This is a genomic window from Phytoactinopolyspora limicola, assembly GCF_011320225.1.
Taxonomy (GTDB): Bacteria; Actinomycetota; Actinomycetes; order Jiangellales; family Jiangellaceae; genus Phytoactinopolyspora; species Phytoactinopolyspora limicola.
In genome coordinates, this window is the sequence record NZ_JAAOEN010000001.1 from 1 (window position 1) to 19467 (window position 19467).

Annotated in this window: 16 protein-coding genes; 6 read left to right on the forward strand and 10 right to left on the reverse strand. The window is 66.3% G+C overall.

What is annotated here, in order from left to right:
• Window positions 1-344: 344 nt before the first annotated feature.
• Window positions 345-2927, reverse strand: coding sequence for an ATP-dependent chaperone ClpB (clpB, locus tag G8760_RS00005; RefSeq protein WP_207781867.1), 2583 nt, complete (start codon window positions 2925-2927; stop codon window positions 345-347).
• Window positions 2928-3071: 144 nt separating this feature from the next.
• Window positions 3072-3506: a pyridoxamine 5'-phosphate oxidase family protein gene (locus G8760_RS00010; protein ID WP_207781868.1), complete on the reverse strand. Its 435-nt coding sequence runs from the start codon at window positions 3504-3506 to the stop codon at window positions 3072-3074.
• Window positions 3507-3782: 276 nt separating this feature from the next.
• Here G8760_RS00010 and G8760_RS00015 point away from each other — a divergent pair, with 276 nt between their 5' ends.
• The 3 genes from G8760_RS00015 (at window position 3783) to G8760_RS00025 (ending at window position 7151) form a co-directional block, all read left to right on the forward strand.
• A complete protein-coding gene (locus tag G8760_RS00015) occupies window positions 3783-5432 on the forward strand; it encodes a M28 family metallopeptidase (protein WP_207781869.1) in 1650 nt (549 codons plus the stop codon).
• 72 nt (window positions 5433-5504) lie between these two features.
• A complete protein-coding gene (gene pepE / locus G8760_RS00020; RefSeq protein WP_166344821.1) occupies window positions 5505-6224 on the forward strand; it encodes a dipeptidase PepE in 720 nt (239 codons plus the stop codon).
• Window positions 6225-6317: 93 nt separating this feature from the next.
• On the forward strand, window positions 6318-7151 hold the full coding sequence (locus G8760_RS00025) for a hypothetical protein (protein ID WP_166344825.1): 834 nt from the start codon (window positions 6318-6320) through the stop codon (window positions 7149-7151).
• 85 nt (window positions 7152-7236) lie between these two features.
• Here G8760_RS00025 and G8760_RS00030 read toward each other — a convergent pair whose 3' ends face one another.
• Window positions 7237-7875, reverse strand: coding sequence for a TetR/AcrR family transcriptional regulator (locus G8760_RS00030; protein ID WP_166344828.1), 639 nt, complete (start codon window positions 7873-7875; stop codon window positions 7237-7239).
• A 98-nt stretch (window positions 7876-7973) separates the two neighbouring features.
• Here G8760_RS00030 and G8760_RS00035 point away from each other — a divergent pair, with 98 nt between their 5' ends.
• Window positions 7974-8384: a hypothetical protein gene (locus G8760_RS00035; protein WP_166344832.1), complete on the forward strand. Its 411-nt coding sequence runs from the start codon at window positions 7974-7976 to the stop codon at window positions 8382-8384.
• A 28-nt stretch (window positions 8385-8412) separates the two neighbouring features.
• Here the strand turns inward: G8760_RS00035 and G8760_RS00040 are convergent, their stop codons facing one another.
• Genes G8760_RS00040 through dnaK form a run of 4 tightly spaced genes read right to left on the reverse strand, consistent with a single transcriptional unit; the run spans window position 8413 to window position 12641 of the window.
• Complete coding sequence (locus G8760_RS00040) at window positions 8413-8787, reverse strand: heat shock protein transcriptional repressor HspR (RefSeq protein WP_166347711.1); 375 nt, start codon at window positions 8785-8787, stop codon at window positions 8413-8415.
• Between the two features lie 31 nt (window positions 8788-8818).
• Window positions 8819-9976, reverse strand: a complete 1158-nt coding sequence (gene dnaJ / locus G8760_RS00045; protein WP_166344836.1) for a molecular chaperone DnaJ — start codon at window positions 9974-9976, stop codon at window positions 8819-8821.
• Window positions 9977-10011: 35 nt separating this feature from the next.
• On the reverse strand, window positions 10012-10710 hold the full coding sequence (grpE, locus tag G8760_RS00050; protein ID WP_207782046.1) for a nucleotide exchange factor GrpE: 699 nt from the start codon (window positions 10708-10710) through the stop codon (window positions 10012-10014).
• A gap of 59 nt (window positions 10711-10769) precedes the next feature.
• Window positions 10770-12641 carry a molecular chaperone DnaK gene (gene dnaK / locus G8760_RS00055; protein ID WP_166344841.1) on the reverse strand — a complete coding sequence of 624 codons (1872 nt, stop codon included), beginning with the start codon at window positions 12639-12641 and terminating at the stop codon, window positions 10770-10772.
• 343 nt (window positions 12642-12984) lie between these two features.
• Between dnaK and G8760_RS00060 the strand changes: the two genes are divergently transcribed.
• On the forward strand, window positions 12985-14142 hold the full coding sequence (locus tag G8760_RS00060) for a heparan-alpha-glucosaminide N-acetyltransferase domain-containing protein (RefSeq protein ID WP_166344844.1): 1158 nt from the start codon (window positions 12985-12987) through the stop codon (window positions 14140-14142).
• A gap of 42 nt (window positions 14143-14184) precedes the next feature.
• On the opposite strand, the gene G8760_RS00065 is transcribed toward G8760_RS00060, so the two are convergent.
• Window positions 14185-14688, reverse strand: coding sequence for a ferritin (locus tag G8760_RS00065; RefSeq protein WP_166344847.1), 504 nt, complete (start codon window positions 14686-14688; stop codon window positions 14185-14187).
• 87 nt (window positions 14689-14775) lie between these two features.
• Window positions 14776-15483, reverse strand: a complete 708-nt coding sequence (locus G8760_RS00070) for a nucleotidyltransferase family protein (protein WP_166344850.1) — start codon at window positions 15481-15483, stop codon at window positions 14776-14778.
• A gap of 87 nt (window positions 15484-15570) precedes the next feature.
• On the opposite strand from G8760_RS00070, the gene G8760_RS00075 reads away from it, so the two are divergent.
• Entirely contained in the window at window positions 15571-16596 is a 1026-nt protein-coding gene (locus G8760_RS00075; RefSeq protein WP_166344882.1) for a lactonase family protein, read from the forward strand.
• Window positions 16597-16637: 41 nt separating this feature from the next.
• Here the strand turns inward: G8760_RS00075 and G8760_RS00080 are convergent, their stop codons facing one another.
• Window positions 16638-19388 carry a helix-turn-helix transcriptional regulator gene (locus tag G8760_RS00080; protein ID WP_166344886.1) on the reverse strand — a complete coding sequence of 917 codons (2751 nt, stop codon included), beginning with the start codon at window positions 19386-19388 and terminating at the stop codon, window positions 16638-16640.
• Window positions 19389-19467: the final 79 nt, after the last annotated feature.

Consider the following 19467-nt stretch of genomic DNA (forward strand, 5'->3'; position numbering starts at 1 on the left):
GCTACCAACCCAGCGCCCAACCCCGCTACGACCTACGCGGCCACCGCGAACCCCAACCCACATGACACACTCAAACCGTCAGCGATGTCCCGAGACACACCCGTCAGCGATGTCCCGAGACACCACAGCTACCGCACACGTTTGCGACGCATCTGATCGCTGAGGCGTCCGCGTCGTGGGATGCGATCAGATGCATGCCGCCGCTCATCGCCCTGCGATGTCACCGACGTTTGTGCGCCTGATCGTCGCCATAGAAACGATCAGGCGCACAAACGGAGATCAGGTGCACAACAGGTCAGTCGTGCCAGCCGCCGTTGTCGTCACTGTTGCGCTGGGGTGAGTGGTCAGGCGCGACGCACGCTGAGCTGATCAGCGCCCTCGTCAAGGTCGACGGTGACGGTGTCGCCGTCGCGGATATCGCCGGCCAGTATGGCGCGGGCTAGTTGATCTCCGATGGCGGTCTGCACCAGCCGCCGCAATGGCCGCGCACCATACACGGGGTCGTAGCCGGTCAGCGCCAGCCACTCTTTGGCGCCGTCGCTGACGTCGAGCACCAGACGACGGTCGGCCAGCCGCTCCGCGAGGCGTTCCACCTGAAGGTCGACGATACGTGAGAGTTCGTCCGTACCCAGCGGCTGGAACATGACGATGTCGTCCAGGCGGTTCAGGAACTCAGGTTTGAACGAACTCCGCACCACCTCCATCACGGCCTTCTCCTTCGCCGGCTCATCCAGAGCCGGGTCGGCGAGGAACATCGAGCCGAGGTTGGAGGTGAGGATCAGAATGGTGTTGCGGAAGTCGACCGTGCGGCCCTGACCGTCGGTCAACCGTCCGTCGTCGAACACCTGCAGCAGGATGTCGAAGACCTCCGGGTGGGCTTTCTCGACCTCGTCGAGCAGCACCACCGAGTACGGGCGGCGGCGCACCGACTCGGTCAGCTGGCCACCTTCCTCGTAGCCGACGTAGCCGGGTGGTGCCCCCACGAGCCGGGCTACGCTGTGTTTTTCGGAGTATTCGCTCATGTCGATGCGGACCATGGCCCGCTCGTCGTCGAACAGGAAGTCGGCCAACGCCTTGGCTAGTTCGGTCTTGCCGACGCCCGTCGGCCCCAGGAACAGGAAAGTACCGGTAGGGCGGTCGGGGTCGGACACGCCCGCGCGCGCCCGGCGGACGGCGTCGGATACGGCGGCGACCGGTTTGTGCTGACCGACCACCCGCGCGCCGAGTTCGTCCTCCATCCGCAGCAGCTTGCCGGTCTCTCCCTCCAGCAGCCGGCCGGCGGGAATACCCGTCCAGGCGGCGACGACGTCGGCGACGTCGTCCGGGCCGACCTCATCTTTGACCATCGTCTCAGCCGTAGGGCTCTCGACTACCTCGGACGCGGCCAGCTCTTTCTCGAGTTCCGGGATGCGGCCATACAGCAGTTCGCTGGCGCCGGCGAGGTCGCCGTCGCGCTGGGCCCGCTCGGCCTGGCCCCGTAGCTCGTCGATCTGCTCTTTTAGCGCACCGACCCGGTTGAGGCTGGTCTTCTCCTGCTCCCACCGGGCCTCAAGCCCACGCAGCTCTTCCTCGCGATCGGCCAGTTCGGCGCGGAGCACGGCCAGACGTTCCCGCGACGCTTCGTCCTGCTCCTTCTCGAGCGCCAGCTCTTCCATCTTGAGCCGGTCGACCTGCCGGCGCAGAGTATCGATCTCGACGGGCGAGGAGTCGATCTCCATACGCAGCCGCGACGCGGCTTCGTCGACGAGGTCGATGGCCTTGTCCGGCAGTTGGCGGCCGGTGATGTAGCGGTGTGACAACGATGCCGCCGCTACCAGCGCCGCGTCGGAGATCTGAACCTTGTGGTGCGCCTCGTAGCGCTCCTTGAGCCCACGGAGGATGGCGATGCTGTCCTCGACACTGGGCTCACCAACGTAGACCTGCTGGAATCGGCGTTCTAGGGCTGGGTCCTTCTCGATCCGCTCACGGTATTCGTCGAGTGTGGTGGCACCCACCATCCGCAGCTCGCCCCGGGCCAGCATCGGCTTGAGCATGTTGCCGGCATCCATCGCGGAATCTCCGCTGGCTCCGGCACCAACCACGGTGTGCAACTCGTCGATGAACGTGACGACCTGTCCGTCGCTGGCTTTGATCTCGTCGAGCACGGCCTTGAGCCGCTCCTCGAACTCGCCACGGTACTTGGCACCGGCGAGCATCGCGCCGATATCAAGGGCGACGAGGCGTTTGCCTCGCAACGACTCAGGGACGTCGCCGGCGACGATCCGCTGCGCCAGGCCCTCGACGACCGCGGTTTTGCCGACCCCCGGCTCGCCGATGAGAACGGGGTTGTTCTTGGTACGCCGCGACAGCACCTGCACAACCCGTCGGATCTCCGAATCACGCCCGATGACTGGATCGATCTTGCTCTCGCGGGCGCGTTCAGTGAGGTCGACGCCGTACTTGTTGAGTGCGTCGTAGGTGCCTTCGGGGTCCGGACTGGTGACGCGCCCTGAGCCGCGGACGTCGGTGAAAGCGGCGCGGATCTTCTCGGCGGTGACGCCGTGCTGAGCGAGAAGGTCTTTGACCGGGGACTCCACATGCGCGAGCCCCACCAGCAGATGCTCCGTGGAGATGTACTGGTCGTCGAGCTCACGCGCGACCTCACCCGCATGGGATAGGACCGAGTACGTGGGACGCGCGAGGTTGGGGGCGGCCACGGTGGAGCCGGCCGCCGATGGCAGTGCCGCGAAGGCCGCGTCGACATCGCGGCGGACAGCTGCGACGTCGGCGCCAGCGGCCTCCAGAAGCGGACTGGTGAGCCCATCTGCCTGGATGAGCAGCGACCGCAACAGGTGGATCGGCTCTACCGCAGGATTACCCGAGGTAGCGGCGGTCCGCACCGCTACCGACAGTGCCTCCTGCGCTTTGGTGGTCAGCTGGTCGTTCATCAGTCTCCAGTGTCTCCTCAATGCTTGCTCGGGGTTGCCGCTTCATACAACGACGCCAAAGTTGAGTCTATTCCACTCAACCTCAATGCGAAAGCGGCCGCCCGTGTCGGCGTACACCGATCAGCGACCTGACGGAGCACACCGTCAGAGCAGCCAGACGCCGTCGCGCATCAGCGTCCGGCCGGACAGTTCGTTCGACTCACGCCAGGCTTGAATCCGATCCGGCACGAGACGGAAGTAGGCGTAGTCCTTCGTCTCATCGCGTGGATCCCAGCCGAGTTGGGCGAATGCGTCTTTCGACGCGTCGTCGTCGATCGATTCCGCCGCCGCGTCGATGACGACGACGTCTCGCAACTCTCCGAGCCCCACCCGAACTCGGCCACCTTGATCAAAGTTGCGCGCGGTGACGCTGTTCGGAGGTATGGAAACGATCATCCCGACACCATCCCAGCGGAACGAGAGCGGCACCATGTGAGCATCACCCCTGGAATCCGCGGTGGCGACCCAGGCATCCACGTCGGATTCCAGCCGGCCCAACGTGTCTCGCTTCCGTTCCTGCGGGCTCCGTGCAGGTTCCACCATTGCTCTCCTTCATCTGTCGTCCGCCTCCACCGTGTGCTCGGCCGCAGAGCAGACCAGCCTTGTCGCGAGTCAGGCTAGCCGAGCCCGCCACCTCGTTACCTGACCGAACGGCTACCCCGAACCATCGGGCTTAGCGCTCCGCGTGGACGACCGGATCGATTTCGAGCACGAACCCCTTACGCTCGCATCGATCCGGGAATACGGTTAGTCGATCATGCTTCTTCCGTGATCTCCGTCACGGGGTGGGCGACACTATGCGACAAGGAGGTCGCCATGACTGTTCGCGCGACACGACGCACCCGTACCCGGGTTGCGGCACTCGCGGCCGTCACCGGATTAGGGCTCGCCATGGTAGCGCCGGTGTCAGCACCTGGCTCCGGCACGACCGCAACGGCAACGCCGTCGGACACTCGGTGCGAGGTCCGCAAGAATCTCACGTACCGCATGCTGCTCGAATGCGTCACACTCGACGGCGTCCGGTCCCATCTTCAACAGTTCCAGAAGATCGCCGACAACAACGACGATCCGTACTACCCGGGTTCCCGCGCCGCCGGCACCAAGGGATACGCGGACAGCGCCGCGTACGTCGCTGGATTGCTGGAAGATGCCGGCTACGACGTGACACTCGACGAGTTCGAGTTCCAGTTCGCATTCCCGGCCGTTCTCGAACAGCTCACTCCAGTACAGGGCGAGTACGACACTGGTCCGTTCACCAACAGTGGGGCCGGCGACGTCACCGGGCCGGTGATCCCGGTGAACCTCGCGCTCGACCCACCTCGCGACTCGACCAGCGGCTGTGAACCGTCCGATTTCGACGGACTCGACTTCAGCGGACCCAACGATGTCGCCCTCGTCCAACGTGGGACCTGCCCCTTCGCAGATAAGGCACGCAATGCCCAGGACGCCGGCGCCGAAGCCGTCGTCATCTTCAATCAGGGCGACGACCCCACCCGAGAGGGCCTGATCGTGGGCACACTCGGCGATGATTCCGGAGTCGTGATCCCCGTGGTCGGAGCCAGCTTCGCCGACGGTGTCGCGCTGGCCCAGGCCGGCTCGACCGCTCGGGTGCATGTGATCGAGCCCGAAACGCGCACCGACGTCAACGTCATCGCCGAACTGCCCGGCAGGAACAACAACAATGTCGTCATGGCCGGCGCCCACCTCGATAGCGTCGCCGCTGGGGCGGGCATCAACGACAACGGCTCCGGATCAGCGGCCATCCTCGAGACGGCGCTCATGATGGCCAACATCAAGCCCCAAAATACGCTGCGTTTCGCCTGGTGGGGCGCGGAGGAGCTCGGCCTCATCGGCTCGAACGCATATGTCGAAGGGCTACCAGCCGACGAGTTGGACCGGATCGCGCTCTACCTCAACTACGACATGGTCGCCTCACCCAACCACGTGTTCATGGTCTACGACGCCGACGAATCCACCTTCGACGCACCGGTTCCCGTGCCGCCCGGGTCCACCGCGATCGAGAATCTGTACGAGTCGTACTACACCTGGATCGGCGAGCCGTACGACGACGCCGAATTCTCCGGACGCAGTGACTACCAGGCGTTCATCAACAACGGCATCCCGTCCGGCGGCCTGTTCACCGGGGCCGAAGGGGTCAAAACTCCACAGCAGGAGGCGATCTGGGGCGGCACTGCCGGCGAGCAGTTCGATCAGTGCTACCACGAGGCCTGCGACACGATCGACAACCTTGACCTGCATGCGTTGGAGGTCAACAGCGACCTGATCGCGTTCGCGCAGCTGACATTCGCCTACTCGACCGAGTCGGTGAACGGCGTTCGCGGCATGCGGGTGCCAGGACGCCCGATCGACCTGCCCGAGCCGGCCGGTCCGGAGGGCACGTTCGGCAGCGGTGTCGCCGCTCTCCACGCCAACGCAGAGCTGAATCGCGGCGGTGCCGTGGAGTAGTCGCAACTGGGCACGAGTCCCAGTTCCGGTACGGATCGGGACTCGTGCCCAGGCCGAACCTCGGGAGAGAGCGTGAACCTGCTCCTACTGTCCAACTCAACCGCGCCCGGCCGGCGCTACCTCGAACACGCACACGACGTGCTGGCCGAGACACTCAACGGAGTTAGCACAGTAACGTTCGTACCATTCGCGCTAGCTGACCATGATGGCTACACAGAGATGTTCTCCAGCGCGTTGAAGCCGCTCGGTATGGACGTCGTCGGCGCCCATACCGCAGATCCGGCCGCGCTGGTGGCCGAAGCCGAAGCGGTGTTCGTCGGAGGTGGCAACACGTTCCGGCTGGTTTCAGCATTGCACCGGCACGGCTTGATAACGCGGATTCGCGACCGGGTAGACAGGGGCATGCCGTACGTCGGCTCCAGCGCGGGCACCAACATTGCGGCACCAACGTTGCGGACCACCAATGACATGCCCATTGTGCAGCCACCGAACTTTGACACTCTCGGCCTCGTCCCCTTCCAGATCAACCCGCACTACGTCGACCCCGTCCCGGGAGACACCCATATGGGTGAGACTCGCGAAGGGCGCCTTATCGAGTTCTTGGAGGAGAACGACGTGCCGGTGGTCGCCCTGCGCGAAGGTACCTGGCTTCGCCGTGGCGGCGGCACGCTGACCCTAGCCGGCGGCGAGAGTGGCGGGCGGCTGTTCGAACGTGGGGTCAACCCAGCCGAAATCGCCAGCGGCGCAGACCTGAGCCGGCTGCTAGCGATGACACCGCGCTTCGACGCGTGAAGCCCGGATTTCCCTGGCCAGATAGCCTGGCGGTGCCACAACAATCTGCCGTGGCGGTGCCGCACCGCTTGGTAGCCATAACCGGAGATGCTGTTGAACTCGCAGCCGTTGGACACCGTGAAGGTCGCTGTACGCGACACGTTCGCCGCCGGCACCGGCCGGGGATCGTCCCTCATCGTCGTGCCATCCAGCCCAGAATCGAGTGAACCTAGCGCCGCGGGCATCGCGACCATAACCGACCTCTTATTCGACCTCAACACGCGACGGCTGGCGATGTGGTCGACCTTCTCGGTGGGTGCTTCGGCCGAAGCACCCACCGACGAGAGCACTGTCAGCTCGGTGGTGCCGTCGGTCATCGCCGGCACCACCATCTACACCGATGGACCGGAGGAAGAAGACGGGTGGATCGCCGTGCCCGGAAGCGGCCTGGCTGCGAGCCCCTTGGCTCCGCTCTTCTGGCTGCTGGGAGCCGTGGATGCGGGGCCGGCCGACGGGCCGGCCGATGATCTGGACTCCGGTGATGAATCTGTGCAGTCTTCGACGACGTGGCTGCGGGTAGACGTCCTACCGGAGCTGGCTGTCGAAAACGCGCCCGCCCCTGATCGAGATCCCGTCGCCGCGTCGTTCACCGAAGCGGGGATCGACCTGTCTGACTCTCGGCTCGGGATGCGGCTCGCGCTTGGGGCAACTGGGCTTATCCGCACTGTCAGCACGCTCATCCCCACGCTGCCAGACCCATTCAGCCCGATCTCGTCCGACTCGGAACTGCCTACCTCGCTCACGACCATGCGGCTAGCTCTGTCGGAGCTTGGTTCTCCGGTGTCGATCGAGATGCCAGCAAACGCGATGCACTCGACGGTAGAAGAATTCGTCCGCAACGCGGTGGGTGACGTGGATGCCGAGCGCTTCCGTCGCTGGTTCTCGTGATGCGGCTCCACCTCGGAGCGTCCCGCCGAACGTGGCCCTAGGGGCACCGTTGCAGGACGCTGGGTGAACCCGCGCAGCGCGCAACTCACCTCGGCGCCGAGCGTTGCGAGTCTGCCGCACGGCCGGCCGCGCAGGCCCAACCCGCAACATTGGCCCGCACGGCGGACTCGAACACCTCGGCCGGCGGGCCAGCCTGCGGAGGCATGAATTGCCCGAGTTCCAACGTGACCAAACCATGGACGTTGGCCCACAGCGCCGTGGCGATCAACGGTGGCGCGGGGGATACGGGGAACCGGCCTTCCGACACGGCCCGCTGCACAGCGGCCAGCAACGGGTCGAAGGTGCGTGCACCTAGGCTCACTGTTTCCGGATCCAGATCGGCGGGCCGGACCTCGTCACCGAACATGATCCGATAACCGTGCGGGTCAGCCACCGCGACCTCTCGGTAGGCCAGACCGAGCCGGACGATGTCGTCGAGCGGATCGGCGCTGGGCGCGACATTGTCGAGAGCTTCACCGAGCTGGGCGAACACCTTCTTGTACAGGGCGGCCAGGAGCCCCGGCTTTCCGCCGAAGAGAGAGTAGACGGCGGTGGTCGACGTCTTGGCGGCCTTGGCCAGGGAGCGCAGGCTGAGCGCTCGCACCCCTTCTGACGAAACGGTCTCCGCCGCGCGTTCGAGTAGCCTGCCGGCGACCGCCTCGTCGTGAATGCGTGGTCGCCCCATCGCCGCCCCTTACGTTGTCGTCCGCATCGTGCTCCTTGACAAGATTAACCTAACGCTGTTTTATAACGGTGTTGGTAAACCACAATCGGGGAGTTGTCATGCTGGAACTCAGCTCGGAGGCCACCCGCCTGATCGGCATCCTCCTGCTGGCACTCGTCACGGTGGAGTCCGGCGGCTGGTATCTCACCCGGATCATCCGCGGAAAGACGCCCGCCACGGACTTTCAACGCGCCTTCGCCCGGGCTGGTCACGGGCACGCCGGGATGTTCGTCACCCTAGGGATCGTGGCCGCGATCCTCACCGACGCCACCGACCTGGATGGTGCCGCCGCGTGGCTAGCCCGCAGCGGTGTCGCCATCGCCGCCATCCTGATGCCCGCCGGGTTCTTCTTCTCGTCGATGGGAGCGGGGCGCACCAAGCCAAACGGGCTGATCGTTCTCGTGTGGACCGGCGCGATCGTGCTGGCCGCGGCTTTGATCACACTCGGCGTGGGCCTTCTCACGGCGTGACGTACCAGCCACGTCGTCGGAACGAGGACTAGGGACGAGAACGATAGATGGCGAGTGTGGTGCCGCCGAAGGCCGGCGCCGGAAGATACTCGGACTGCCGGGCACGCTCCAACAACGCTTCCAACTGCGCCCTGAGGTGCTCTACCTCAGCTTCGAGTTCGAGGATGCGTTTGATCCCGACGAGGTTGACACCCTCCTCCTGAGATAGGCGCTGGACCTCGCGGAGCTGCTCGACATCTCGCAGCGAATACCGCCGGCCTCCACCACCGGTGCGCCTTGGCGAGACCAAGCCGAGTCGGTCGTACTGGCGCAGCGTCTGCGGATGCATACCGGCCATCTCGGCCGCGACCGAAATGACGTAGAGGGGTTCGTCGTCACTGACTCTCCGGGCAGCGCCCGACATCGCCACGACGAATCGAGTTCGTGCGTCCATGTCAACCTCCTTCCGCCGCCTTACGCATCAGCTCAGCCCGGATGTCTTCACCCGAGGTCTCGCTCTGGTAGTCCTCCAGCGCCTTGCGGGCCGATTCGGTGACCTTGTCCGGCACTGTCACCTCGACCGTGACGAGGAGATCACCTTTCGTTCCGTCGCGACGGGTGGCACCCCGGCCGCGGACCCGGAACGTCTGCCCGTTGGGTGTACCCGGGGGCAGCTTGAGGGTGACCGGAGCGCCGTTCAACGTGGGCACCTTGACCTCTGCCCCCAGGGTAGCCTCCGGGAAGGTGACCGGAACAGCAACCGTGAGGTGCTCGCTTTTACGTCCGAACACGGGGTGTTGACCGACGTGCACTGTCACGTAGAGGTCGCCCGGCCGGCCCCCGCGTTCCCCGGGGGCTCCTTTGCCGCGCAGCCGGATCCGCTGGCCGTCGACAACGCCGGCGGGGATCCGCACGTGCATCACCTTGCTGGTAGTGCCGCGCCCGGACCCTTTGCAAACCGGACAGGGGTCGTCCACCAACAGGCCCCGACCCTTGCAGTCGCGGCACGGCTCGGCCATGCCGAACCCACCGGAGTCGGTACTGGTGAACCCGGTTCCGGTGCACGCCGGGCAGACTCTGGGCACGGTGCCGGCCCGGGCACCGGTACCCGCACACGACGTACACGCCGACGCGCTGGTCATCCGCAGCGGCACCGTTTTGCCGTGAACCGCCTCGGCGAAACCGATGGAGACGTCGGTCTCGACATCCGAGCCCCGCCGGGCGCCAGCCCCACGAGATCGGGAACGCTGACCGAACAGACCACCGAAGACGTCTCCCAGACCGCCCTCGCCGGATGATCCGCTACCGGAGAAGATGTCGCCGAGGTCGAAGTTGAAACCTCCACCGTCGCCCCCGCCGGGCATCCGGACACCGCCGCCAAAGAGCGTGCGTGCTTCGTCGTACTGCTTGCGCTTCTCCGGGTCGGACAGGACCGAGTACGCCTCCGAGACGTCTTTGAACCGGTTCTCGGCGTTCTTGTCGTCCTTGTTGCGGTCAGGGTGCAGCTCGCGGGCTAGGTTGCGATAGGCCTTCTTCACCTCCGCGGCGTCAGCGTCTTTCGACACGCCGAGGATCTTGTAGTAGTCCTTCTCGAGCCAGTCCTTGGTGCTCACGCGCTGCTCCCCTCCCTCCTACTGATTACGTCGACCTAATTGTCTCCGTTGTCCGGCCGATCGGCATCCTCACGCGCCTCCGCGTCAGTATCCAGTCCGACGTCGGCCTGGTCCGGACCAGGCATCGCATCGGCCGCCGAGGCGGTCCCCGCCGCCGGCAGCGCTTCGGTCGGATCGGCGACGGCCACCCGCGCCGGGCGGACGATCCGGTCGCCGACACGGTATCCGGGCTGCAGGACCTGGGTGCACGTGGTAACGGTGACCTCGTCGGAGTACCCGTGCATCAGCGCCTCGTGGATGGTGGGGTCGAACTCGTCGCCCACCTCGCCGAACCGCTCAAGTCCAGCCTTGGCGACCGCCGCCTCCAACGCCTCACCCACCGATCTGAACGCACCGTTCAGATCACCGTGCTCGCGGGCGCGGCCGATGTCGTCAAGGACACCGAGAAAGCCGGACAGCACGTCGACCTTGACTGCCTCACGAACCGCCTCGCGGTCTCGCTCAACACGGCGACGATAGTTCGTGTACTCCGCCTGCAGCCGTTTGAGATCGTCCAACCGTTCGGCGGCCTCGGCCAAGGCCTGTGTCAGCGCCTCGGCCGCACCATCGGCCGCGACACCATCGGCCGCGACACCTTCGGCCGCCACCGCGTCGGAATCGTCCGACGGTGGTGGACCGCCCGCGCCGGCTGTGGGCTCCGGCTGCTCCCGCCGCAGGCCCGTCTCCGGATCGATCCGCCGACGGTCACGAACCACCGGTGTCTCACCTTCCTCCGGAACGTGCTGCTCGTCGGTCACTTGTCGTCCTTGTCCTCGTCCACGATCTCAGCCTCGACGACGTCTTCTTCGCCGGCAGCCTCGGCCTGCGCGTCGTCTTCAGCGCCGGCCTGCGCACCGGCGTCACCCGTCGGCGGCTGCGCCGTGGCGTAAATGGCAGCGCCGAGTGCTTGGAAGGCCGTCTGCAGCCGTTCCGAGCTGGATTTGATGGCTGCCTCGTCGGTGCCTTCGAGCGCCTTCTTGGCTTCTTCCAGTGCGGAGTTGACGTCGTCGCGGACCTCGGTGGACAACGATTCGACCTTTTCCGTGTTGTCCGCGAGGAACTTCTCCGTCTGGTACACCAGCGATTCGGCCTGGTTGCGGTTCTCCGCGGCCTCCCGGCGCTGGCGATCCTCCTCGGCGTACTGCTCGGCGTCCTTGACCATCCGGTCGATGTCTTCCTTCCCCAACGCGGATCCGCCGGTGATGGTCATCGACTGCTCCTTGCCGGTGCCGAGGTCCTTCGCCGAGACGTGAACGATACCGTTCGCGTCGATGTCGAAGGTGACCTCGATCTGCGGCATTCCACGGGGGGCCGGCGGCAGACCGGTGAGGTCGAAGGTGCCCAGCTTCTTGTTGTAGGCCGCGATCTCTCGCTCACCTTGGTAGACCTGAATACCCACGGTGGGCTGGTTGTCTTCGGCCGTGGTGAAGATCTCCGACCGTTTGGTGGGGATCGTGGTGTTCCGCTCGATGAGCTTGGTCATGACGCCACCCTTGGTCTCGATGCCCAGGGACAGCGGTGTGACGTCGAGCAGGAGCACGTCCTTGACCTCGCCACGCAACACACCAGCCTGAAGGCTAGCGCCCACCGCGACGACTTCGTCCGGGTTGACACCCTTGTGTGGCTCCTTGCCACCGGCCAACTCCTTGACCAGGTTAGCCACGGCTGGCATCCGGGTAGAGCCACCGACGAGCACCACGTGGTCGATCTGGTCGACCGAGATGCCGGCATCGCGGATAACCGCCTCGAACGGCGCCTTGGTGCGATCCAACAGATCGCTGGTCATCTGCTCGAACTGGGCCCGGGTGATGCTCTCATCAACATGCACCGGGTTCTTCTCGGCATCCTGCGCGATGTACGGCAGCGAGATGGATGTCTGAGTGCTGGACGACAGCTCGATCTTCGCCCGCTCGGCCGCCTCGCGGACGCGCTGCATGGCGATCTTGTCCTTGGAGAGATCAAGCCCGTAGGACGACTTGATCTTCTCCACCAGCCAGTCGACGATCTTCTGATCCCAGTCGTCACCACCGAGGTGGTTGTCGCCACTCGTGGCCTTGACCTCGACCACACCCTCGCCGATCTCCAGCAGCGAGACGTCGAACGTGCCGCCCCCGAGGTCGAAGACGAGGATGGTGTGATCGTGCTCACCCCGCTCGAGTCCGTAGGCGAGCGCGGCAGCGGTCGGCTCGTTGACGATGCGCAACACGTTGAGGCCGGCGACCTCACCGGCTTCCTTGGTGGCCTGACGCTGGGCGTCACTGAAGTAGGCCGGGGTGGTGATGACAGCGTCGGTGATGGTTTCACCGAGGTAGGCCTCGGCGTCACGCTTCAACTTCTGCAGCACGAAGGCCGAGATCTGCTGCGGGTTGAACGTCTTGTCGTCGATCTCGGTCTTCCAGTCGGTGCCCATGTGCCGCTTGACCGACCGGATGGTGCGTTCGACGTTGGTCACCGCCTGGCGCTTGGCGACCTCGCCGACCAGGACCTCGCCGTTCTTCGCGAACGCGACCACCGACGGCGTGGTCCGCGCACCCTCGGCATTGGCGATGACCGTTGGTTCGCCGCCCTCCAGGACAGCGACGACGGAGTTAGTGGTACCGAGGTCAATGCCGACAGCTCGTGCCATGGCGTTTCCTCCAACATCTCGTATCGAGTGCACTCTACTGTTGAGTCAGTCAGACTCAAGTATGTATCCACTCAGGTGCTTGTCAAATCTTCCTTGAGCCTATACGACTCAACTTCTTCCAACCGGTCCAACGTACGATTCTGCTGGCATGTTCCCGAACCTCGATGAAGGTTGCCATCCGACCGGCACCACGTATGGTGGGGCCTATGCATGAGACCGACGACACCCCGCGCCGAACGGATCCCCGGAAGCGGCTCGTCGCCGTTGTTCTGGTGGCGTGCCTCGTGCTGACCATGGCACCGTTCCTGGCCTCGATGATCTTCTGACGGCAGCACCGCCGCCGATGCCTGCACACGCGAAGCGGGCCGGCCGTCGGCTCCAAGGTGTCGATGCCGCCCGTGGTGTGGCGCTGATCGGCATGATTGCGGTACACATCACGCCGTCCATCGGCGACGACGGTCAGTCCACCCTGGCGCACCTACTCGCCAGCGGACGAGCCTCAGCGCTGTTCGCGCTCCTCGCCGGTGTGGGGCTCGCGCTGGCCAGCGGGGGTACGATCCCGCCACGAGGAGCGCGGTTGCGCCAAGCGTTCGCCGGCACTGCCACTCGGGCCGCCCTGCTGATCACGGTCGGGATGATCCTGGGGCAGCTCGACTCCGGCGTGGCCGTGATCCTGGTCTACTACGGGCTCTTCTTCATCCTCGCACTACCGTTCCTGGGCCTGCGCGCACGGACGTTGCTGCCGCTGGCAGCCACCTGGGCCGTCCTCGCCCCGTTGATCAGCCACCTCCTGCGGATCGACGCACCACGGTCGGCTCCCGGCGACCCTACGGTGGAGTCGCTGGCCGAACCCGCGGACCTGCTCCGCCAGCTGATCTTGACCGGGTACTACCCGGCCCTGCCGTGGATGGCATATCTGCTGGCCGGGATCGGACTCGGCCGGCTGGCCCTGGCCTCGGCGACCGTCGCCTGGCGGCTGCTCGTCGGCGGCGCCGCACTCGCCACGATCTGCTCGTTGCTCTCGTGGCTACTGCTCCGGCAGGGTGTCCTGGAACGGCTCATCGATGCTGGAACCGGGGCACACCCCACCAGCCGCCCCTTCACCGACGGACCCCTCACGACATCCTTCTACGGCACCACCCCGACCACGAGCTGGTGGTGGCTGACCGTGGCGTCGCCACACTCGTCGACCCCGTTCGATCTGCTACACACGATCGGCACCGCGGCCGCCGTGCTTGGTCTCATGCTGCTCCTCGGTCACCGACTGCCGACGGCGCTGACGCCACTCGCCGACGTCGGAAGCATGACGTTCACTCTTTACACCCTGCACGTCGTGCTACTCGCGACGATCCTGCCCCGCGACCACGAGCACGCGCTGCTCTGGCACGTCGTGATCGTGGTGGGGGTGGCGGTGCCGTGGCGCCGCTTCATCGGCCGCGGACCGCTGGAAGCGGCGGCGGCAGCTGGTGCCAAAGCAGCTCAGGCGAGTCTCAAGGCCTAGCGGCCACGCCCGTTGCGACACCGCCCCATTCCGTGCGACGGGCTAGTCCTCCGACGGCGACCGCGAGCCCAGCTCGCCATCCAGGCGCAGCAGACCGGGGCCGTCGTCACCGATCATGTGCAACCGGCCGAGGATCTCCGAGACCGTAGCCTCTTCCTCGATCTGCTCCTCGATGAACCAGCTGAGCAGCGGCAGGCTGTCGATGTCGCCCTCGGCCTGCGCCAATCGGTACAGCGCGCGGATCGACTCCGAGACCTTCTGCTCATGGGCCAGCGCCGCCTCGAAGGCCGCCTTGACCTCATCTCCCGGGTCGGCTGGCGCGGAGATGTCGCCGATCTGTGGCCGGTTGCCCCGGTCGGTGACATGGGCGACGAACTTGGCCGCGTGATCGCGCTCCTCGTCGGATTGGATCCGCATCCACGAGGCCATACCGGGCAGGTCCGCGTCGTCGAGAGCGATAGCCAGCTGCAGGTACGCGATAGACGACTCGAGCTCCAGGGTGATCTGCTCCGAGAACGCCTTGGCAAGGGTGTCATTCAGCTTCATGTCAACGACGTTAACGCAGCTCAGAGGAGATTTCCACGAAGCGATGCCTGCCCTTGCCAAGGTGTGCCGTACCTATCTTCGGCCGCCTCAGCGCGACGTCTTCAGCTCCTTGGCAGCTTCGGCGACATCTTTGGCGGTATCGATCGCTCGCCAATACCCCTCGATCGGGAACCCGGCGAGCCGACGCTGCTTGGCCAGCAAGGGAAACGTCGATCGCTCGTGATCGCCTATGTCAGGTAGCAGACCCAGCATCTCCGGCGCGAACACGTACACGCCGCCGTTGACGGGATAGGGCGACGGGGGCGCCTCCACGAAGTCGATCACCCGGCCGAACTCGTCCAGGTCCACCACCCCCCACGGGATCCGCGGCCGAGCCAGTCCGATGGTGGCCACGGCGTCGCGCTCGACGTGATAAGCGACCATGGCGCGCAGGTCGAATCGGGTCCAGATGTCGCCGTTGAGCGCGAACCACGACGCCTCCCGGTCCGGCAACTGCTGACCGGCGAACTTCAGGCCGCCGCCGCGACCGAGCGGTTCCCCCTCGACCACCGTGTTCACTCGTACCGGCTGGTCGGTCGACTCGAGGTGAGCCGCCAGGGTGTCGCTCAGATGTCCGGCGGAGACCACGACCTCGGTGACTCCGGCCTCGGCCAGCCACGCGATCTGATGGTCGATGATGCATCTGCCGTCGATCTCCACCATCGCCTTGGGAACCGTGTCGGTCAGCGGCCGAAGCCGCGAACCCTTACCACCGGCGAGGATCACCGCCTGCCGGACCACCCCTTCACTGCCCATGGCTGCCGACCCTATCGTCCGCCGCCGACGATTGGACCGGGACGGTCGTCGGCGGCGCAGGACACTAGCTCCGGCAGGATGGTGCGTATGCGTCTATACCTCGGAGCGTCCACCACAGGAAACGGCACACCGGCGAAAGGCATCACGGTCCTCGATGTCGACGGCGCGTCGTTCACCGTCGTCGACACCGTAGAGGCCCCGAATCCGATGTACCTCGCGCTCTCCGACGACGGCCGGACCCTTTATTCGCTCGCCGAGACCGATACCGGTCAGGTCATGGCGTGGCGAGTCGACGGCGGCGGGCTCCAGCCGCTGGGCCACACCCAACCCGCCGGTGGATCGGGCCCGTGCCACCTCTCGGTCCATCCGAGCGGCCGTCATCTGCTGACCGCCTGCTACGGCTCCGGCACTCTCGCCGTCCACCCGATCCGCTCCGACGGCTCCCTCGGCGCCCCGTCGGACATCGTCCAGCACACCGGATCCGGTCCAGACACCAAGCGGCAACAGGTGCCGCACGCACACATGATCGTCACCGACCCGGCTGCCGGCCCGGCCCGCGGACACGTGCTCGCCGTCGACCTCGGTACCGACACCGTGTATCGCTACCACCTCGATCAAACCACCGGCACGCTGCGCCTGGCCGATGAGCTCCGCACGCCGCCCGGCGCCGGCCCCCGTCACCTCGTGGTCCAGGATCGGTTCGGCTACGTCGCCAACGAACTCGACTCGACGGTTACGGTTCTCGACCTCGACGCCGGGTCACCTCTCCACACGGTCTCGACCCGCCCGCCTGGAGCCACCGCGACGAGCCACCCCTCCGCCATCCGACTGTCCGCCGACGGCCGGCACCTCTATGTGGCCAACCGCTTCGTGGACGAGATCGCGGTCCTCGCCGTCGACGGATCCGAGCTGACCTTACGTACAACGGTTCCCTGCGACGGCGCTCACCCACGCGACATGGTGCTCACACCGGACGGCGGCTACCTCTACTCGGCCAATCAGTTCGACGACACCATCACCACGTTCCAGATCGATCAGGAGACCGGCATCCCGACCCGGATCGGCACCGCCTTTCAGGTACCGAGCCCGGCCTGCATGGTCTGGGCGCGCTGACGGCACGGACCGCATACCTAGTGTCAACGCCACCACCTCGGTCATCCCGAGTTGGCGAAATCGAACCTGGCGAGTTCCATCCGCTTGGTGACACCAAGCTTGGGATAAGCCTTGTAAAGGTGATAGCCGACCGTCCGCGGACTGATGGACATTCGCACCGCGATGTCCTGATTACTCAGCCCGGCGGCCGCTAGCTGGGCAACCTGGAGTTCCTGGGTGGTCAGTGCTCGCAATACGCTGCCCGACCCGTTTCCGCGCGGCCACGACTCACCTGCCGCCCGCAACTCCGAGCGCGCACGATCCGCCCACGGCGCGGCGCCGGCAGCCTCGAATCCCGCCAAGGCGGAACGGAGCTGCTCGCGCGCGTCGGTGCGCCGGCGGTGTCGCCGCAACCACTCGCCGTACAACAGTTCCGTCCGGGCACGCTCGAACGGCCGGCCAGGCCCACGTCCATGCCACCGCACCGCCTCCGCATACAGGTCACCCGCCGCGTCGTCGTTCATCAGCGCGCGACACCGCAGCGCTACGGCCGCCGCCCAGGCCGCACCACCGTGGTCGGTGTACGCGGTGAGCTTTGCCAGCGCGAGCCGTGCTTGATCGTGCCGGTCAGTTCTGACCCACACCTCGATCATGTCCGCTAGAAACTCCGGCCTGACGATGGTTGGCCCGAACGGACCTGCACCGTCCTCGCTGACGCGGCAGGCCGCTATCTCCGCCCGCCCCAGTCCGAGGTCCAGGAGCGTCCACGAGGCGGCAGCCCATTCGTAGGTTGCTCTGCTACCCGCCCCGGCGGGGTCGGTGGTCAGCATCTGGCATCGTGCTTCGTCGCCCTCCATCGCTGCGATCCTGGAAACCACCGCCTTGGCCTGGGCGGCCAACCGGACGGCGCCCGTGGCTGTGGACATCTCGATGGCCTGCTCTGCCGCCGCCAACGCCTCGGGGTGGGTACCAAGAAACAGGTGAGCCTGGGCGATCAGATGGAGGGCTTGTGGAAGGAGGTCGGCGCGGCCCTGAGTTCGACACGAGTCGACCAGCCGCAGCCCGAGATCGCGGGCGCTCACGTCGTCTCCCACCAGCAGGGCTGCCTCGATGGCCCGCAGCTGGACCATGGGAGCAATCCCCGTCCGGTCGGTCCGCGCCATGGACACCATCCGGCGGAACCATCGCCATCCTTCCGCGTCGTTCTCCGCCACACCGGCGAAGCCGCGTACACCAGCCGCGCAGATGTCGACGGCGGCGGATCTGTCCAACTTCTTCACATTGACCGCGGCCAGGGCTACCGCCTCGCGATAGTCGCTGGCCCAGGCCTGCCGCGCCGCGGTCAGCAGCAGCGTCGCCGACCTGGCCGGGTCTGCGTCCGCGACCGGCCCAGCGCCTTGCAAGAGGATCCAGGCAGCATCCCGGAGCGATCCGCGCTCCGCCTCGATGTCGGCCCGGACGGCCGCCAGCCGGGCTTGCGCACCAACGTCGTCGATCATCGGCAGTGCGTCGTCGGCCAACGCGGCCGCGCGGCACATGTCACCCGAGTAGGCGGCTGCCGTCGCGGCGGCGGTGAGCCGGCGACCACGGCTGGATCGACGGGGGCTAAGCTCGGCGGCCCGCTGATGGGCGGCCACCGCGCAACGCCATCCCCCGCGAGCGGCCGCTTGCTCCGCCAGCTGGTCGAGATCACCGGCCAGACCCTCATCCGCGCCGGCCGCGGCGGCCGTTCGGTGCCAGACCGACCCGGGGTTGTCCCCGAAGTCCTCCATGACCTCAGCTAATGCCACATGTGCCTGAATTCGGCGGCTGATCGTCGCCTCGTGATATACCGCCTGGCGGATCAACGGATGCGAGAAGGTGATCCGATCGCCGTCGACCCGGACCAGCCGGTCACGTTCGGCCGCGGCCACGTCGTCGACCCCGGCGGAGAGGCGGGTCGCCGCACCCACCACCTTCGTGAGTTCACCCCGCCCGTCGACGGCGACGACCTGCAGTAGCACTCTGGTCGATTCCGGCAATTGGTTGATCCGCGCTGTGAACAGGGCGTACGAACTGGCACGGACGTTCAACGAGCCCAGGCCCAACACCACCGGGGGAAGCTGTCCTGCCAGCTGCCGGCTCGTCAACGCTCCGGCTAGCTCGGTGAGAGCCAGCGGGTTACCCGCCGCCTCGTCCACGACCCGCCGACATGTGTAGGGGTTCACCTCACCCCACTGGTCAGCAAGAAGTTGGTAGGAGGCGTCCTGATCGAGTGCTCGAAGCAGCAGTTCCGGCAGCCCATGACCGCTGAGGACCTGATCATGACCGGCACCCAGCGGATCGGCAGCGAAGATCATCCCCACGTGCTCATCGTGGAGCCGGCGCGCGACGAACAACAAGGTGTCAGCCGACTGCCTGTCCAGGCTGTGTGCATCGTCGACCACACACAACAGCGGCTGATGAGCGCCGAGCTGAGCCAACAACATCAAGGTCGCGATGCCAACCACCCGACGGTCCGGCACCATGCTGCCGGTGAGTCCGAACGCACCGCGCAGCGCTGCGGCGTGCGGCGCGTCGAGTGACTCCACACCGCCGAGCACTGGGCGCAGCAGGCGGTGTAGCGCCGCATACGGCACGTGGGCTTCCGCGGGTACACCCCGGATGACCAGCACACGCAGGTCGCCCGCGGACCGCACCGCCTGCTCGAGCAACGCGCTCTTGCCCATACCTATGTCGCCCCGGACGACCATGGCGGTGCCAGAGGCCGACCTCGCGGCCGCGAGGAGGGTCCCTATCTCGGCCTGCTCGGCCGCCCGTCCATGAAGCACCACGATCCCAGTGTCGGCAGGCTGCTGACATGCCGGTAGACACGAATGTCGTGTGCTGGCCATGACGAACATCACGGCTCGA

What these genes read in the sequence shown, in the direction of transcription:
- clpB (WP_207781867.1), bottom strand. Translation starts at nt 2,927, where the DNA reads ATGAACGACCAGCTGACCACCAAAGCGCAGGAGGCACTGTCGGTAGCG.
- G8760_RS00015 (WP_207781869.1), top strand. Translation starts at nt 3,783, where the DNA reads ATGACTGTTCGCGCGACACGACGCACCCGTACCCGGGTTGCGGCACTC.
- G8760_RS00030 (WP_166344828.1), bottom strand. Translation starts at nt 7,875, where the DNA reads ATGGGGCGACCACGCATTCACGACGAGGCGGTCGCCGGCAGGCTACTC.
- G8760_RS00035 (WP_166344832.1), top strand. Translation starts at nt 7,974, where the DNA reads ATGCTGGAACTCAGCTCGGAGGCCACCCGCCTGATCGGCATCCTCCTG.
- G8760_RS00040 (WP_166347711.1), bottom strand. Translation starts at nt 8,787, where the DNA reads ATGTCGGGCGCTGCCCGGAGAGTCAGTGACGACGAACCCCTCTACGTC.
- dnaK (WP_166344841.1), bottom strand. Translation starts at nt 12,641, where the DNA reads ATGGCACGAGCTGTCGGCATTGACCTCGGTACCACTAACTCCGTCGTC.
- G8760_RS00060 (WP_166344844.1), top strand. Translation starts at nt 12,985, where the DNA reads ATGCCTGCACACGCGAAGCGGGCCGGCCGTCGGCTCCAAGGTGTCGAT.
- G8760_RS00065 (WP_166344847.1), bottom strand. Translation starts at nt 14,688, where the DNA reads ATGAAGCTGAATGACACCCTTGCCAAGGCGTTCTCGGAGCAGATCACC.
- G8760_RS00070 (WP_166344850.1), bottom strand. Translation starts at nt 15,483, where the DNA reads ATGGGCAGTGAAGGGGTGGTCCGGCAGGCGGTGATCCTCGCCGGTGGT.
- G8760_RS00075 (WP_166344882.1), top strand. Translation starts at nt 15,571, where the DNA reads ATGCGTCTATACCTCGGAGCGTCCACCACAGGAAACGGCACACCGGCG.